General features: G+C 64.3%; 17 protein-coding genes. 3 read left to right on the forward strand and 14 right to left on the reverse strand.

Features of this window, described 5'->3' with window-relative positions; translation table 11 throughout:
* Positions 1-13 precede the first annotated feature (13 nt).
* The 10 genes from metK to tsaB form a co-directional block, all read right to left on the reverse strand.
* A complete protein-coding gene (metK, locus tag JJT62_RS10370; protein ID WP_202072678.1) occupies positions 14-1,204 on the reverse strand; it encodes a methionine adenosyltransferase in 1,191 nt (396 codons plus the stop codon).
* 142 nt (positions 1,205-1,346) lie between these two features.
* Positions 1,347-1,763, reverse strand: coding sequence for a helix-turn-helix domain-containing protein (locus tag JJT62_RS10375; RefSeq protein ID WP_202072679.1), 417 nt, complete (start codon positions 1,761-1,763; stop codon positions 1,347-1,349).
* Between the two features lie 200 nt (positions 1,764-1,963).
* Positions 1,964-3,598 (reverse strand): apolipoprotein N-acyltransferase, encoded by a 1,635-nt coding sequence (lnt, locus tag JJT62_RS10380; protein WP_202072680.1) that lies wholly within the window; start codon positions 3,596-3,598, stop codon positions 1,964-1,966.
* Between the two features lie 383 nt (positions 3,599-3,981).
* A complete protein-coding gene (locus JJT62_RS10385) occupies positions 3,982-4,911 on the reverse strand; it encodes a hemolysin family protein (protein WP_202072681.1) in 930 nt (309 codons plus the stop codon).
* Entirely contained in the window at positions 4,895-5,422 is a 528-nt protein-coding gene (gene ybeY, locus JJT62_RS10390) for an rRNA maturation RNase YbeY (RefSeq protein ID WP_202072682.1), read from the reverse strand. The genes JJT62_RS10385 and ybeY overlap by 17 nt, the downstream gene beginning before the upstream one ends.
* The gene (locus tag JJT62_RS10395; protein WP_202072683.1) at positions 5,419-6,453 is read right to left on the reverse strand and encodes a PhoH family protein; all 1,035 of its coding nucleotides are present in this window, start codon (positions 6,451-6,453) and stop codon (positions 5,419-5,421) included. The genes ybeY and JJT62_RS10395 overlap by 4 nt, the downstream gene beginning before the upstream one ends.
* Positions 6,450-7,925: a tRNA (N6-isopentenyl adenosine(37)-C2)-methylthiotransferase MiaB gene (gene miaB, locus JJT62_RS10400; RefSeq protein ID WP_202072684.1), complete on the reverse strand. Its 1,476-nt coding sequence runs from the start codon at positions 7,923-7,925 to the stop codon at positions 6,450-6,452. The genes JJT62_RS10395 and miaB overlap by 4 nt, the downstream gene beginning before the upstream one ends.
* A 62-nt stretch (positions 7,926-7,987) precedes the next feature.
* Positions 7,988-8,233: a type II toxin-antitoxin system Phd/YefM family antitoxin gene (locus JJT62_RS10405; protein WP_202072685.1), complete on the reverse strand. Its 246-nt coding sequence runs from the start codon at positions 8,231-8,233 to the stop codon at positions 7,988-7,990.
* A gap of 232 nt (positions 8,234-8,465) precedes the next feature.
* Complete coding sequence (locus JJT62_RS10410; RefSeq protein ID WP_202072686.1) at positions 8,466-8,954, reverse strand: GNAT family N-acetyltransferase; 489 nt, start codon at positions 8,952-8,954, stop codon at positions 8,466-8,468.
* 9 nt (positions 8,955-8,963) lie between these two features.
* The gene (tsaB, locus tag JJT62_RS10415) at positions 8,964-9,779 is read right to left on the reverse strand and encodes a tRNA (adenosine(37)-N6)-threonylcarbamoyltransferase complex dimerization subunit type 1 TsaB (RefSeq protein WP_246744820.1); all 816 of its coding nucleotides are present in this window, start codon (positions 9,777-9,779) and stop codon (positions 8,964-8,966) included.
* A gap of 127 nt (positions 9,780-9,906) precedes the next feature.
* Here tsaB and JJT62_RS10420 point away from each other — a divergent pair, with 127 nt between their 5' ends.
* On the forward strand, positions 9,907-10,329 hold the full coding sequence (locus JJT62_RS10420; RefSeq protein ID WP_202072687.1) for a putative toxin-antitoxin system toxin component, PIN family: 423 nt from the start codon (positions 9,907-9,909) through the stop codon (positions 10,327-10,329).
* Complete coding sequence (locus JJT62_RS10425) at positions 10,326-10,607, forward strand: YlcI/YnfO family protein (protein ID WP_202072688.1); 282 nt, start codon at positions 10,326-10,328, stop codon at positions 10,605-10,607. Before JJT62_RS10420 ends, JJT62_RS10425 begins: the two co-directional genes overlap by 4 nt.
* Here JJT62_RS10425 and JJT62_RS10430 read toward each other — a convergent pair.
* Together JJT62_RS10430 and JJT62_RS10435 are read right to left on the reverse strand one after the other, a co-directional pair.
* Positions 10,604-11,164 (reverse strand): NifU family protein, encoded by a 561-nt coding sequence (locus tag JJT62_RS10430; protein ID WP_202072689.1) that lies wholly within the window; start codon positions 11,162-11,164, stop codon positions 10,604-10,606. The genes JJT62_RS10425 and JJT62_RS10430 overlap by 4 nt on opposite strands.
* A 96-nt stretch (positions 11,165-11,260) precedes the next feature.
* Positions 11,261-11,494 (reverse strand): hypothetical protein, encoded by a 234-nt coding sequence (locus JJT62_RS10435; RefSeq protein ID WP_202072690.1) that lies wholly within the window; start codon positions 11,492-11,494, stop codon positions 11,261-11,263.
* A gap of 79 nt (positions 11,495-11,573) precedes the next feature.
* Between JJT62_RS10435 and JJT62_RS10440 the strand changes: the two genes are divergently transcribed.
* Positions 11,574-11,972: a nuclear transport factor 2 family protein gene (locus JJT62_RS10440; protein WP_202072691.1), complete on the forward strand. Its 399-nt coding sequence runs from the start codon at positions 11,574-11,576 to the stop codon at positions 11,970-11,972.
* 144 nt (positions 11,973-12,116) lie between these two features.
* Here the strand turns inward: JJT62_RS10440 and JJT62_RS10445 are convergent, their stop codons facing one another.
* Together JJT62_RS10445 and JJT62_RS10450 are read right to left on the reverse strand one after the other, a co-directional pair.
* Positions 12,117-12,956 (reverse strand): RNA methyltransferase, encoded by an 840-nt coding sequence (locus tag JJT62_RS10445; RefSeq protein ID WP_202072692.1) that lies wholly within the window; start codon positions 12,954-12,956, stop codon positions 12,117-12,119.
* A 95-nt stretch (positions 12,957-13,051) separates the two neighbouring features.
* The gene (locus JJT62_RS10450; protein ID WP_202072693.1) at positions 13,052-14,383 is read right to left on the reverse strand and encodes a pilus assembly protein TadG-related protein; all 1,332 of its coding nucleotides are present in this window, start codon (positions 14,381-14,383) and stop codon (positions 13,052-13,054) included.
* Positions 14,384-14,385: the final 2 nt, after the last annotated feature.

The following is a 14,385-nucleotide window of genomic DNA, read 5'->3' on the forward strand; positions in this document are numbered from 1 at the left end:
CCCTCGTTTCCGGTCAGGCGAAATGCGACTTCAACGCATCCACGAGGTCCGTTTTCTCCCAGGAGAAGCCGCCGTCGGTCTCCGGCGCGCGGCCGAAATGGCCGTAGGAGGAGGTGCGGGCGTAGATCGGACGGTTGAGCTGGAGATGCTCGCGAATGCCGCGCGGGGTCAGGCGCATGATCTGCGGCAGAACCGCCTCCAGCTTGTCCTCCGCGACATTGCCCGTGCCATGCAGGTCGACATAGATCGACAGCGGCTCGGCGACGCCGATGGCGTAGGCGAGCTGCAGCGTGCAGCGGTCGGCAAGGCCGGCGGCGACGATGTTCTTGGCGAGATAGCGCGCCGCGTAAGCAGCCGAACGGTCGACCTTCGTCGGATCCTTGCCCGAGAAGGCGCCGCCGCCATGCGGGGCCGCGCCGCCGTAAGTGTCCACGATGATCTTGCGGCCGGTGAGGCCGGCGTCGCCATCCGGGCCGCCGATGAAGAACTTGCCGGTCGGATTGACGTGCCAGACGGTGTTGTCGGTGATCCAGCCCTGAGGCAGCGCCTCGCGGATATACGGCTCGGCCAAAGCGCGAACGTCGGCGGGCGAGAGGCTCTCGTCGACATGCTGATGCGAGAGCACGATCTGCGTCGCCTCGACCGGCTTGCCGTCGACATAGCGCACGGTCACCTGGCTCTTGGCGTCGGGGCCGAGGCCCTTCTCCTTGCCGCTGTGACGCGCATGCGCCAGCTTCTCGAGGATCTTGTGCGAATAATAGAGCGGCGCCGGCATCAGATCGGGCGTCTCGCGCACGGCGTAGCCGAACATGATGCCCTGGTCGCCCGCGCCTTCGTCCTTATTGCCGCTGGCGTCGACGCCCTGGGCGATGTCGACGGATTGCTCGTGCAGCAGGACTTCGACCTTCGCGGTGTTCCAATGAAAACCGTGCTGTTCGTAGCCGATCGTGCGGATGGCGTTGCGGGCGATTTCGATGATCCGATCGAAGGGAATATGCGGGCCGCGCACTTCGCCGGCGATCACGACGCGGTTCGTGGTGGCGAGCGTCTCGGCGGCGACGCGAATGGCGTAAGGGTCGATGCCCGCCTTGGGGCCTTCCCGAAAAAATTCATCGACGATTTCGTCGGAGATGCGGTCGCAGACTTTGTCCGGGTGGCCTTCGGAAACGGACTCGCTGGTGAAAAGATAATTCTTCCGGGTCACTTCAGAATCTCCCAATGGCCGCCAGCGCCCGATCCCTCGACGCGAAATGATCCGACGGTCTGGCCTTGGTCTGCCAGTCTGCGTTCGTTAGGTCAAGCCAAGTAAGCGGAAATCGTTCGATATAGAGAACTCGCCGGAGCGCTCAGCCTTCGTCCGCGCTGTTGCTATCGGCGAGCGTCGCCACAAGATCGAGCACCCGCTTGCGGATTTTGGGATCCTTGATTCGGGCGAAAGCCCGATTGAGGTGCAGCCCCTCGGCGGTGGACAGGAAGTCGACGACATATTGGGAGGAGGATTCGGCGAAACCGCCATTCCCCTCGGCTGCCCCGAGTGTGGGCGCGCCTTCGAAAAAAAACGAGGGGGGAACATTGAGGGTTTTGGAAATTTGTTGTAACCGGCTTGCGCCGATACGATTTAATCCCTTCTCGTATTTTTGGACCTGCTGAAAGGTTAGGCCCAAGGCTTCGCCCAGCTTTTCCTGACTCATCTTCATCAGGATCCGTTGCATGCGCACCCGGCTGCCGACGTGACGGTCGATGGGATCTGGCGTCTTCTTCACTTCAACGACCTCCTGCCGCGTTTTAGCCGAACGGCGATCAATTGCAAACAGGCGATCGATTGGGTGCCGAATCCGAACAAATAATTCATTTTCTGACGCGTTTTCGTCAGTCCTTCCCGCGCGCCAAGTGCAACATCCGGGCGGACGAATATTTGTAAGCAAACTATTCTAAATGACAACAGGGGAGCAAAAACGCCCTTTTAACGCCGCCAGCGTCCGGTCATAGCGGCGGCCAGCACGAGCGCCCATAGTAACGGGAAGACGATCGTCCCATGCCGCGCAAACAACGGCTCGGCTATCGCCTTCGGCAGACCTCCGTCAATCAGCCCTTCTTCGCCCAGCGGGAGCGAATCGACGGTCCGGCCGTACGGGTCGACGATCGCCGAAATGCCGGTGTTGGCGACGCGAACCAGAGGAAGCCCTTCCTCTATGGCGCGCAGGCGGGCTTGGGCGAAATGTTGATAAGGCCCGGGCGTCTTGCCGAACCAGCCGTCATTGGTGACGTTGAGAAGCAATTGCGGGCGTTTGCCCTCCTTGTCTCTGGCCGTCGCCTCGCCTGGGAAGACCGCCTCGTAGCAGACAAGCGGCGCCATCGGCGGCAGGCCAGGCGCCGCGAGCGTGCGCGGGCCCTGTCCCTGGTCCCATGTGCCTGGAACCAGATGCGAGACGCCGAGCGGCCGCAGCAATGCTTCGAGCGGCAAATATTCGCCAAAGGGGACCAGATGCATCTTGTCGTAGAAAGCGAGTATCCGGCCGCCCTGCAAGACTTCGATGGAATTGAAAATCTTCCCGCGTTTGCCGCCGCCGTCGCTCTCGATGCGCGCCGCGCCCGTGATCAGCACCTTGCCCTGCAGGGCGTGGGCGATGGCTGCGAGCGCCTGCGGCTCGCGCGACAGAATGTAGGGGAAGGCCGACTCCGGCCAGATGAGATGGGTGACGTCGGAAACGCCCGTGCGCTCGGGGCCGGTCGCGCGGTCGGAAAGCCCGAGATAATGTCTCAGGATGTCCTGTCCGTTCTCGGGGCGGAATTTGGCGTCCTGCGGCAGATTGGGCTGCATGAGCCGCAGCTTGACCCCCTCGACATATTCCGTCTCGCTTCTTGCGAGCCTTAACGCGCCATAGGCCGAGAGCGCGAACAGCAGGAGAGCGGCCGACCAGGCGGCGGCGTTGGAGAGAAAGCGTTCGCCGGGGCGCCGATCGACGATGGTGGCCGGCGCCGCGAAGATCACAATCGCGAAGAGGTCGAGGCCGTTGAGCCCGACGAGCGCGGCCGCCTGTCCGATCGGTCCGGCCTGCGCGAGCGCCATGCCGACGTCGTTCCAGGGAAAGCCCGTCAGAATATGCCCGCGCAGCCACTCGGATGCGCCCAGCCCTGCGGCGAGCGCGAAAATCCTCAGGCTTCCCGACGACCATAAGAGACGCGACAGCGCGAAGCCGAAAGCCGGGAAGAAGGCGAGCGCCGCCGGCAAGCCGATGACGGCAAGCGGGATCGCCCAGGCGAATTGGTCGGCCTCGACCAGCATGGCCGCGCCGAGCCACCAGAGGCTCGCGAGGAAATAGCCGAAGCCGAGCCACCATCCCGCCGCCGCGGCGGTCCGGATCGGCGCGAAGCCGAAGCGCCCGCCTTGCGCGGCGGCGCCGTCGATCAGCCACACGGCGGTCGTCAGCGGAATCGCCATGGCGGGCGCGAAATCGAAGGGCGGCAGAGCCAGCGCGCCGGCGGCGCCCGCGACGAAGGCGATCGCGCGGCGGGTCCAGCCGTCGGCGAGAATGATGCGCTGCGGGAGAGACGACAACCCAGCCCGAGCGCTCATCAAATCAGCAATTTGCGCCATCGGTTTGGAGTCTCCCGCGAATCGTCGGTTCGACTCTAGCGGCTTTCGAGGCAAGGCAAAGGCCGAGACGCCGGGCGATTGATTTTATTGGCTGACGCCAGAAACGGACCGCTCGCCTTCAGGCGCGCACTGGCGCCATTTCCGTTTAAACAGCCCGCATTGCCATTTGTCATTCCCCCCGGGCTGAAAGCCCGACCGGAATCCAGAGCAGTAAAGGCGCTGGTTTGCCCAGAGCCCGTCGTTGCGCGCGAGCGAAGCAATCCAGGGCAGCGATGCGGCCCTGGATTGCTTCGTCGGCTCCGCCTCCTCGCAATGACGGCGTGAACCAATCAAGCGGATCTCGTATGATACTGCGCGCCTGAAGGCGCGCGGTCCATCTGTTCTTATGGATGGCGCGCGCGCACCCGGAGCTTTCCGACTCTGCGCGGGTAAGCCTCCACAATCTCGAATTCGTGAGTTTCGACGGGCGTCGCGATGACCTCGCCGCGCATGGGCACGCGCCCCGCGAGCCAGGCGACAAGTCCGCCGATGGTCGTCACTTCCGCAGGCGTATCCTCCAGGCGGAAATCGACTCCGAGGCGATCGGTGACCTCGTCGAGATCGGCGCGGGCGTCGACGAGGAAATCGCCATTGTCGAGCTCCTCGATCTCCGGGGGCTCGGCGACGTCGTGCTCGTCCTCGATGTCGCCGACGATCATTTCCATAATGTCTTCGATGGTGACGAGACCGTCCGTCCCGCCATATTCGTCGATGACCAAAGCGAGATGGGTGTGCGAGGCCTGCATGCGAACGAGCAGATCGAGCGCTGGCATGGAGCGGGGCACGAACAGCACGGGCTTGAGCAGATTGGCCCGAGACAGCGGCGTGTCGAAGTCGACCTTGGGCGTCGCCGCGCCATCGGCGCTTGCGTGTTTCTCGGCGCAAACCGCAAAGTAATTCACGAAGTCGCGGATGTGGATCATGCCGCGTGGATCGTCGAGCGTCTCGATATAAACAGGCAGGCGCGAATGGCCCGCGTCGCGGAAAATATGCAGCGCCTCACGCAGCGTCGAATCCTGCGAGAGGGCGACAATGTCGGCGCGCGGGATCATGGCGTCCTCGACGCGCAGATCGTGCAGGCCCAGCACATTTTTCAGCAGCGCGCGCTCGTGCGGCGTGACGTCGCCGGCGGTCTCCTCCAGCGCGTCCTCGATGTCCTCGCGGACGGAGGCTGGCGAAAGGCCCAGCAATCCGCGCAGGCGGTCCAAGAGCGTCAGCCGCGTCTCGTGCCTGCGACTTAAAGGCTCTTCGCCATTTTCAGATCGTATCGACATGACCTTCGTTCAGTTCGCCCGCTTCATCCTCTTCGCCGGCCGCCTCGCCGGCGTAGGGGTCGCGCAAGCCCAACCGCGACGCGATCCGTCTTTCGAGGCTCTCCATTTCGTCGGCCTCGGCGGCAGTCTCGTGATCATAACCGATCAGATGCAGAAATCCATGGATGACCATATGGGCCGTATGTTCACGCAATGTTTTTTCCTGCTCCTCGGCCTCCCGCGCCACGGTTTCGAAGGCGATCACAATGTCGCCGAGGAGCGGACGTGCGGAGAGGGGCCCCGGCGTCGGGAAGGAGAGCACGTTGGTCGGCTTGTCCTTGCCGCGCCACTCGGCGTTGAGCTCGTGGATCTCAGCATCGTCGCAAAATGTGACGCTGATTTCACAGCCCTCGACCAGTCGCGCGCCGCTCTCGGAGAGGCTCGCCCCGACGCAGTCGCGGGTGAGCGTATCGAGACCGTCGAAGCCCTCCCATGCGTCGGCGGAGACGTTGACGTCGATCTCTATATTCATATGTCTCGCGGCTTGTTTTTGGCGCGGGCGGCGCGGTCATAGGCGCCCACGATCTGGCGCACGAGATCGTGGCGCACCACGTCGCCTTCGGAGAAGCGCACGCGGCCGACGCTGTCGATATCAGAGAGCAGAGAAATCGCCTCCGACAATCCGGAGACTTGGCCGGGCGGCAGGTCGGTCTGCGACGGATCGCCCGTGACGATCATGCGCGAGCCCTCGCCGAGGCGGGTGAGGAACATTTTCATCTGCATGGAGGTCGCGTTCTGCGCCTCGTCGAGGAGGATGCAGGCGCGCGCCAGCGTGCGGCCGCGCATGAAGGCGAGCGGCGCCACCTCGATGATGCCGGTCTGCATGCCGCGCTCGACCATGCGCGAATCCATGAAGTCGTGCAGCGCGTCGTAGATCGGGCGCAGATAAGGATCGACCTTCTCGCGCATGTCGCCGGGGAGGAACCCCAGCCGCTCGCCGGCTTCGACCGCCGGTCGCGAGAGGATGAGCCGCTCGACCGCGCCTTGCTCCATGAGCTGCACGGCGTGGCCGACCGCGAGCCAGGTTTTGCCGGTGCCCGCCGGGCCTTCGCCGAAGACCAGCTCGTAGCGCTTCATGGCGCGCAAATATTGGTCCTGCGCCGCGTTGCGGGCGCGCACCAGACCGCGTTTGCGGGTGATGAGCTGCTCGAAAGCGCCGCGCGCCGGCTCCGCGTCAGGGAAGAGGTTGCGCTGACGCGCCGTTTCTTCGATCGCGCCGTCGACGTCGCCGAGCGCAATGGTCTGTCCCTTGGCGATGCGCTCGTAGAGCGCCTCGAGGACGCGTCGCGCATGTTCGCAGGCTTCCGCCTTGCCCTTGAGCGTGACGTGATTGCCGTTGGCGAAAGAGGCAATTTTCAGCCGGCGCTCGATCTTGGCGAGATTCTGGTCGTAATGGCCAAAGACGAGGGAGGCATATTTATTGTTTTCGAAGGCCAGCGTGATTTCCGCATCGGGCTCGGCCGGTTCGTCCCGGCGAAGCCGCACATCGCCAATCGTTGTCAAGCCTTCGCCTCCTCGCCCGCGCTCACAAGTCTGCCCGCCAGCGAATTTGAGCCCGCCGCGACGATTGCGACTCGGCCCACTTCGCCGATCATGTCAGCGGGGCCGCTGACATGCACAGCTTGCATATAGGGACTTTTGCCACCGATTTGACCCTCGTGGCGGCCCGGTTTTTCGAACAGCACGTCGATCGTTTTGCCGACCGTCGCTGCGTTGAACGCCTGACGCTGTTCTTCGAGCAGCGCCTGAAGCGCGGCGAGACGCGCGCGCTTGACCTCTTCATCGATTTGGTCCGCGCGTTCCGCGCCGGGCGTGCCGGGGCGGGGGGAGTATTTGAAGGAGAAGCTCGATGCGAAGCCGGCTTCCCGCACGAGCGCCATAGTGGCTTCGAAATCTTCGTCCGTCTCGCCCGGGAAGCCGACGATGAAATCGGACGACATTGCCACATCCGGCCGCGCCCTGCGCAGACGGGCGATGATGTCGAGATAGTCGGCAACCGTATGCTTGCGGTTCATGGCTTTGAGCACGCGGTCCGAGCCCGACTGCACGGGCAGATGGACAAAGGGCATAAGCTTTGGAATCGCCTCATGCGCGTCAATCAAATCCTGCGCCATGTCGACAGGATGACTGGTGGTGTAGCGCAGGCGCTTTATCCCCTGCATTTCTGCAAGGCGCCCCAGCAGGCTGGCGAGGCTCCACTCGACGCCCTTTTCATCCACGCCGCAATAGGCGTTGACGTTCTGCCCGATGAGCGTGATCTCGCGCACCCCGGCGTCGACGAGGCGTCTGGTCTCGGCGACGATGTCGGCCACGGGCCGGGAGACTTCCGCGCCGCGCGTGTAGGGAACCACGCAGAAGGAACAGAATTTATCGCAACCCTCCTGCACCGTGACGAAGGCGGAGACGCCGCGGGCGCGGATTTGCGCGCGGCTCGGCTGGGGCAGGGCGTCGAATTTATCTTCGACGGCGAATTCGGTGTCGGTGAGGCGTTGGCCGCCCTTTGCCTGTTTCAACAGATCGGGCAGGCGGTGGTAGCTCTGCGGGCCGACGACAAGATCGACCGCGCGCTGGCGCCTCAAGACCTCCTCGCCCTCGGCCTGCGCCACGCAGCCGGCGACGACGATCTTCATCTCGCGTCCGGAGGCCTCGCGTTCGCGCTTTTCGAGGGCGAGCTTGCCGAGCTCGGAGTAGATTTTCTCGGCCGCTTTCTCGCGGATATGGCAGGTATTGAGGATGACGAGATCGGCTTCGGCTTCGTCCGCGGTCTCGGCGTAGCCCTCGCGGCCAAGCAAATCCGCCATGCGCGTCGCGTCATAGACGTTCATCTGGCAGCCGTAGGACTTGACCAGAACCTTGCCGCCCTCCGAAGGCGCCGACTCGGGCGCGGGCGACGGCAGCTCGGACGCGTTCTGAACCCGGGTGGAAATCTTGTCTGCTCCTTGGAGAGAGATCGTGCGACTCTCGGCTAGCCCCATTATAGGCGTTTTTCCAGGGCGCGCCGACTCGAATTATTTGGTCCGGCTCGAGAGGCGACGTCTCACTCTTCGCCTGCAAACATGCCCTCGATCTCCGAGGCGCCCATAGTATCGAAGTCGTCGGGGACTGAAATTCTCCCGGCGAGAAAACCAAGCCGCCGATCCTTTTTCTTCTCGGGCGCGCCGAGCGCGGTCACTTTGACCATCGGCTTTCCGGCCTTGGCGATGACGAAGGGCTCTCCTTTCGCGGCTTCCGCGACAAGGCGCGAAAGCTGTTTTTTGGCCTCTTGGATGTCGACAATACGCATGGGGGTCGAGCCTAGCCGGCTTGGTTGAGTTAGACTACGTCGGGCAATCAAGGTGAGCCATCTGGCGTTATTAGCCCCCATACCTCCCCTTTACGGGGAGGTCGGCGGCCGAAGGCCGCCGGGTGGGGTCCGCGCCGCTACGACAGCGTTGGGGCTTTACCCCACCCGACCCCGCTTTCGCGGGGCCAGCCTCCCCGTAAAGGGGAGGGATAAGCTCACCCCCGGCGCCCTCTCACATCTCCAGTCTCAAATTCACCGCCGCGCGTTTCGTCCCGTCGGCGCGCTGGTAATAGTTCTGCCGGCGGCCGATCTCTTTGAAGCCAAAGCGATAATAGAGTTTCAGCGCCGCCTCGTTGTCGTCGGCGACCTCGAGAAACACCAGCCGGGCCCCGCCGCGCTCCAGATTTTCAAGATGCCGATCCAGAATCATGCGGCCGAGCCCGACGCCGCGCCGCGCCGGGTCGACGGCGAAGGTCAGCACTTCGGCGTCCGGCGGCAGCAGGCGCGACAGGATGAAGCCGCCGAGCCTGCTTCTGAGGCCCTCGGTCACGGCGCCGTCGGCGATGATATTGGGGTCGGTGAGATAGCTCTCGAAGTCGATCTTGGACCAGCCGAAGGCGAAAGAGGCGCCGTGGAGGGCCTCGCATTCTTCCGCGCGTTCGGCGCCGATGGGCCGAACGACAAAGGTCGGCTTGGCGAAAAAAGAAGCGATCAGGCTCATGGGTGGATTCTAGGCCTGCGCGGGCGCGGAGGCGAGCTTTTCGGAGGGAGTGATTGTTTGTGCGCTGCTTTCGGGCGCGGTCTCGGCGAGAGCGGTGGGCGGCGCGGCGTCGGCCTCGGCCGGCGCAGGTGGAGCCTCGGGCGCCGGCGCGGCCTCCGGCGGCTTGCCGGCGATCGTTACGTCCGGCTCCTTGAGGTAGAGCGGCTTGGCGGGCGCCGTCTCCGGCTTGGCGGCGAGGCCCAGCCGAGCGACGAATTCGATGTCGGGCGCGGCCTGTTCGCTCACGATCTTCACCGCCATGCCGCACGAGCGGGCTTCCTTGGCGAGAAGCTCCGCTCCGGAGCCGATCAGAAGCAGGGGCCCGTCGCCCAGCGCCCGAAGCGCCTCATGCGCGCCGGCGCGGCGCGGCGTCAGCAAGGGGCGGCCGTCCGGGCCGAAGGCGGCGACAAAGACCTTGCCGTGACGCGCGTCGATCGCCGCCGCGACCACGCTGTCGGCGGCGTCCAGAATCAGCGGGGCCGCCAGCGCCGCCAGCGTCGAGACGCCGACCACCTCGGCCTTGCAGGCGAGCGCAATCGCCTGTCCGGCGGCAAGGCCGATCCGAATGCCGGTGAAGGAGCCGGGCCCCACGGCGACGGCGACGCGGTCGATGGTCGAGAAGCCGCCGTCAACCTTGCTCATGACCCGCTCGATGAGCGGCATGATCGCCTCCGCATGACCGCGCTCCATGGCGATGGTCTCGGAAGCGAGGGGCTGCTCCGCGTCGTGGTCGAGCACGCAGGCCGAAACGGCGGGCAGGGCGGTGTCGATCGCAAGGATTCGCATGCGGGGAGCATATGACCCTTTGGGGCGCTCGATCAACAAAGGGCGAAGCTCCAATATCACAGATTTTGAGAGGCGGCGGCTCGCCAAGCTGGAGACGACATCATATGTGATATGATAGTTGGACGCCATGCGTCTTGTGCTCGACACCAATGTCGTGGTCGCTGCGCTGAGAAGCCCTCGCGGCGCCTCGGCGGAGCTGCTCCGCCTGGCGCGGGCGGGAGAGATTCGGTTGCTGGCGTCCGTTGCGCTGGTCGTCGAATATGAATCTGTCTGTCAGCGGAGCGAGCACCGAAAGGCGGCGCAGCTCTCCACACGGGAGGTCCGCCAGTTTTTGAACGCAGTCGTCGAGTTGGTCGAGCCCGTCGAAATCTGGTTCTTATGGCGGCCGCAGTTACGGGATCCAGGCGACGAGCTGGTTCTCGAGGCCGCCGTCAACGGTCGCGCCGCAGGGATCGCGACATTCAATAAGAAGGACTTCTCGCCCGCGTTTGATCGGTTCTGCGTCGGCGTATTGACGCCGGGTGAATGGCTTGTGAGGCTAAGGCCATGAAGACAAAAGTGTCCGCCTATGCGCTCCGGCTTCCCGCTTCTTTGAAGGCGGAGGCCGAGAGGCTCGCAGCCGAAGACGGGGCGAGCCTCAATCAGTTCGTTTCCACAGCAGTGGCCGAAAAGGTTTCGGCCTTGCGGACCGCGCGATACTTCGCGGACCGCAAAGGCCGGGCGGATTGGGCCGCATTCGATAGACTCATGTCGCGCGATACGGGAGAACCGCCTCGCGCTGGAGATGAGATCCCCGAGGAATACGCACGCTCGAAAAAGAAGCCTTAAGCCGGCTCCACCGCCTTCACCTGCGGCACGAAATGGCGCAGCAGATTTTCGATGCCGTTTCGCAGCGTCGCGGTCGAGGAGGGGCAGCCTGAGCAGGCGCCTTTCATGCCGAGATAGACGACGCCGTCTCGAAAGCCGCGGAAGACGATGTCGCCGCCATCACCGGCCACCGCCGGGCGCACGCGGGTCTCGATCAGCTCCTTGATAGTCGCCACCGTCTCGGCGTCGGCCGGGTCGTAGAACTCGCCGCCATGGTCGGCCACAGTCGAGCCGCCGTCGGTGAAGAGCGGCGCGCCGGAAGCGAAATGCTCCATGATCGTGCCGAGGATCGCGGGCTTGAGATGCGCCCAGTCGGTCTCGTTCTTTGTGACGGAGACGAAGTCGCCGCCGTACATCACCGCCTCGACGCCGTCGATGGCGAGCAGCGCCTGGGCCAGCGGGGCGTTGGCGGCGGCCTCGCGCGAGCGAAACTCCATCGCGCCCTGGCCGAGGACATTCTGGCCGGGGAGGAACTTCAGCGTGGCGGGGTTGGGGGTGGCTTCGGTCTGGATGAACATTGAGGGCCTCCTGCGCCCGGTTCAAGGCCGGGGCTTTGGCGTGGGCTTTAGCACAGTTCGGGCTTGGCGCGATACGGTCGGCTTTTACGTGGGGTTTCAGTCCTCTGGCTGGGAGTCCTCGCGCCGGGCGCGCCAGCGATCGAGGGCGACGACCGACCACACGCCCTCGACGAGGCCGAACGGCCAGGCGCCCTGCAGAAAGCCATAAATCGAGCCGAGCGCGCAGGAGGCGGAAAAGCCCAGCACGAACCAGTGACTGCGCTCTTCCAGCGCGTAAGTGAGCAGCATGGCGCTCACCGCGAAAAGGCCGAACAGGCTCAAAGCGTCCATAGGCCTCCCTGGGTCCTGCGTCGCTCGCGCTTTGGCCAAGCATATTGCGTCCGGTCCATAAATCCACCACTCTGCAAGCATGGACGAAGACGCCCTTCTCGCCGCGAACGCCGCCTATTACCGCGCCTTTGCCGCCCGCGACCTTCCCGCCATGGAGGCGATCTGGGCGGAGGAGGGGGTGAGCTGCGTGCACCCCGGCTGGCCGGCCCTGATCGGCCGGACGCCGGTCATCGCCTCCTATCGCGATATTTTCAAGAATCCCACACAGGACGCCGTGGCCGCGCGCGATGAGAAGGTCTTGATCGAGGGCGTCGACGGCAGGGTGTTCTGCATCGAGGAAGTCGGGGGCGGATTATTGCTGGCGACCAACTGGTTCCGGGCGGTCGAGGGAAAATGGCGGCTCCTGCATCATCAGGCGAGCCCGCTCGCCGTGGCGCCGACCGCGCCGTCGCGAGGGCCGAAGCCCTCGTTTCACTGATACCATTTTCGGTTGAACAGCCCAGATCGGGGCCGCCTCGCCGTCATTGCGAGGAGCAAAGCGACGAAGCAATCCAGAGCCACGCGATGGACTTGGATTGCTTCGCTTCGCTCGCAATGACGGCGAGGCGGGGCCGGGGGCGGATCAGGTCTTTTCCCCCTCTGTCTCTTCGAGCTTTTTGCGCCGCCACACCTTCTTGGGGTCGCGCCGCGGGCCTTCGACTAGCCGCACCACCAAGCCCCAAAGCGTGCGCACGTCCTGCTGCGTGAGCCCCATGCGGTGGAACATATTGCGCAGATTTCGCGACATCACCGGCTTCTTGTCCAGGGGCCGGAAGAAGCCGCGCTTGTCGAGCTCCTCTTCGAGGAAGTCGAAAAAGGCCAGGGTCATCTCGCGCGTCGCCGGCGGCGAGCGCTCCTCCTGCTCATAGGGCAAAGCGTCGCCATGGGCGGCGCGGAACCATTCGTAGCCGACCAGCAGCACCGATTGCGCGAGATTGAGCGAGGCATAGGCGGGATTGACCGGGAAGGTCAGTATGGCGTCGGCAAGCGCCACATCGTCATTGTCGAGGCCGGTGCGCTCGGGGCCGAAGAGCACGCCATGTTTCTCTCCGCCCGCGACGCGCGCGGCTGTGTCGGCGAGCGCCTTGGCGGGCGGGAGCACTGGCTTCATCTGCCCGCGCCCGCGCGCGGTGGCGGCATAGACGAAATTGAGGTCGGCGATCGCCTCGCGCGTCGAATCGTAGAGCTTGGCGCTTTCGAGCAGATGGGTGGCGCCGGCGGCGGCGGCGTAGGCGCCCTTGCGATAGGCGCCGGTGCGCGGCCAGCCCTCGCGGGGCGACACCAGGCGCAGATCCGAGAGGCCGAAATTGGCCATGGCGCGGGCGCACATGCCAATATTCACGGCAAGCTGCGGGCGCACCAATATGATGGCTGGCCCGCCCGTGAGCGCCTGCTTGGTGTGATCCGTTCCCGCTCCGACCAACTTTTAGCTTCCTCTTGCAGAGAGATCGCTAATTAGGCTGAAGCGGCGCGCGGGGGAAGGGGGCCGCGGCTTTTCCGCAAACCAGGTCGCTTCCGCTAATGCGTCAGCCGCAGCTTGGACGCCGCCAGCGCCTTGTTGAAGAGCTGCTGCATGCCCTTCTGGATGTCGCCGGGAGTGGACGCCGTGAAGAAATAGTCGGGCGTCGCGCATTCCTGGAGATTGGGCGCAATATCGCTCGCGAAGGGGCCGATGAGCTTGTCATATTGCTCGGTGCCGACGAAAGGCACATAGGTCGTATAGACCACGGCGACGATGGCGTTCTTCTGTTTCAGCGCAGTGCAAGCGCCGCGCGGAAAGGCGCCGGTGTTCGCCTTGGTCATGTATTTTGGCCACCAGGAGAGCGGCTTTCCATATGGCGCGGACATTCCCTGCCAACCCGTATAAATGCCGTCGTCCACGCCATCGGTCACGATGAAGATAATCTCCTGGGGCGTTGTCGCCTTTTGTCCGTTCCCATTTCCGGAAACTTTGGTGTTGATCCATTTGATGGCGTCGCTTGTCTGCGTGCCGTCGTCGGTCGTCGGCAAATCGAGCGCCTTGACGGCCGAGGCGACTTTGTTGAGGTCCGTCGTCAAATCGACGAGCGTTGTGACCTGATGGTTGAAGGCGTGAGCGGCCATCTGGATATGGGTGCGGGCGTTGGACGCGGTCACCGTCTTGGCCGTGGCGATCAGAGCCGTGGTCGCGTCCCGCAATTCGTCTATGCGGAAGCGAATGCCCTGCGCCTTGGGCTTGTCGTAATAGGTCGAAGACGAGCCATTTGTGTGACAGCCGAAAGCGCAGCCTGTCAGGTCCTCCATTCGGGAAATGTCGTCCGCAGTGGCGCCGATGCCCATCGACATCGAGCGGTCGAGCAGAAGGCGAATGTTGAGATAGATCTGGCTTCCCAGCGAAATATTCGAGGTGACGGTTCGGCCCACAGGGATCGACGAGAAGCCGATGAGCCCGGTCATGGCGGCGGGCGATTGCGCCGAATAGGTCACTGTCGCCGACCAGGAGCCGTCATTATTGGTCAGCGCGACGCTGCTGGACTGACTGGAGCGCGCGAAGGCCGTATCCGCGGCAAGGAAGTTGAGGCCGGCGCCCTCGCCGAGCTTCTTGATGTTGTCCGGCGTGCAAGGGCCGGTCGTGGAGCTTTTTGCGAGGCAATCGGCTTCCTGGAGCGCCGCCGCCCTCACGGCTGCGAGCGCGGCCGTATCCGCGAGCCGGGTAAAGCGCGTCCGCATCGTCGCGGCGCGGGTGTAGTCGATCGTCGCGCCAACGATCATGACGAGGGGAATCAGAGACAGGGCGAAGAGAATGGCGATCGAGCCGCGCTCGTCCGCCTGAAATCCGGCGCTCGTCCAAGGGAAACCTTTGTTTTTCACGC

The organism is Methylocystis sp. Sn-Cys, assembly GCF_016745395.1.
In the GTDB taxonomy this organism is placed as follows: domain Bacteria; phylum Pseudomonadota; class Alphaproteobacteria; order Rhizobiales; family Beijerinckiaceae; genus Methylocystis; species Methylocystis iwaonis.

Bases quoted from the DNA above. Each gene is read 5' to 3' on its own strand.
- lnt (WP_202072680.1), bottom strand. From the start codon at position 3,598: ATGGCGCAAATTGCTGATTTGATGAGCGCTCGGGCTGGGTTGTCGTCT.
- JJT62_RS10385 (WP_202072681.1), bottom strand. From the start codon at position 4,911: ATGTCGATACGATCTGAAAATGGCGAAGAGCCTTTAAGTCGCAGGCAC.
- ybeY (WP_202072682.1), bottom strand. From the start codon at position 5,422: ATGAATATAGAGATCGACGTCAACGTCTCCGCCGACGCATGGGAGGGC.
- miaB (WP_202072684.1), bottom strand. From the start codon at position 7,925: ATGGGGCTAGCCGAGAGTCGCACGATCTCTCTCCAAGGAGCAGACAAG.
- JJT62_RS10405 (WP_202072685.1), bottom strand. From the start codon at position 8,233: ATGCGTATTGTCGACATCCAAGAGGCCAAAAAACAGCTTTCGCGCCTT.
- JJT62_RS10410 (WP_202072686.1), bottom strand. From the start codon at position 8,954: ATGAGCCTGATCGCTTCTTTTTTCGCCAAGCCGACCTTTGTCGTTCGG.
- tsaB (WP_246744820.1), bottom strand. From the start codon at position 9,779: ATGCGAATCCTTGCGATCGACACCGCCCTGCCCGCCGTTTCGGCCTGC.
- JJT62_RS10420 (WP_202072687.1), top strand. From the start codon at position 9,907: ATGCGTCTTGTGCTCGACACCAATGTCGTGGTCGCTGCGCTGAGAAGC.
- JJT62_RS10425 (WP_202072688.1), top strand. From the start codon at position 10,326: ATGAAGACAAAAGTGTCCGCCTATGCGCTCCGGCTTCCCGCTTCTTTG.
- JJT62_RS10430 (WP_202072689.1), bottom strand. From the start codon at position 11,164: ATGTTCATCCAGACCGAAGCCACCCCCAACCCCGCCACGCTGAAGTTC.
- JJT62_RS10435 (WP_202072690.1), bottom strand. From the start codon at position 11,494: ATGGACGCTTTGAGCCTGTTCGGCCTTTTCGCGGTGAGCGCCATGCTG.
- JJT62_RS10440 (WP_202072691.1), top strand. From the start codon at position 11,574: ATGGACGAAGACGCCCTTCTCGCCGCGAACGCCGCCTATTACCGCGCC.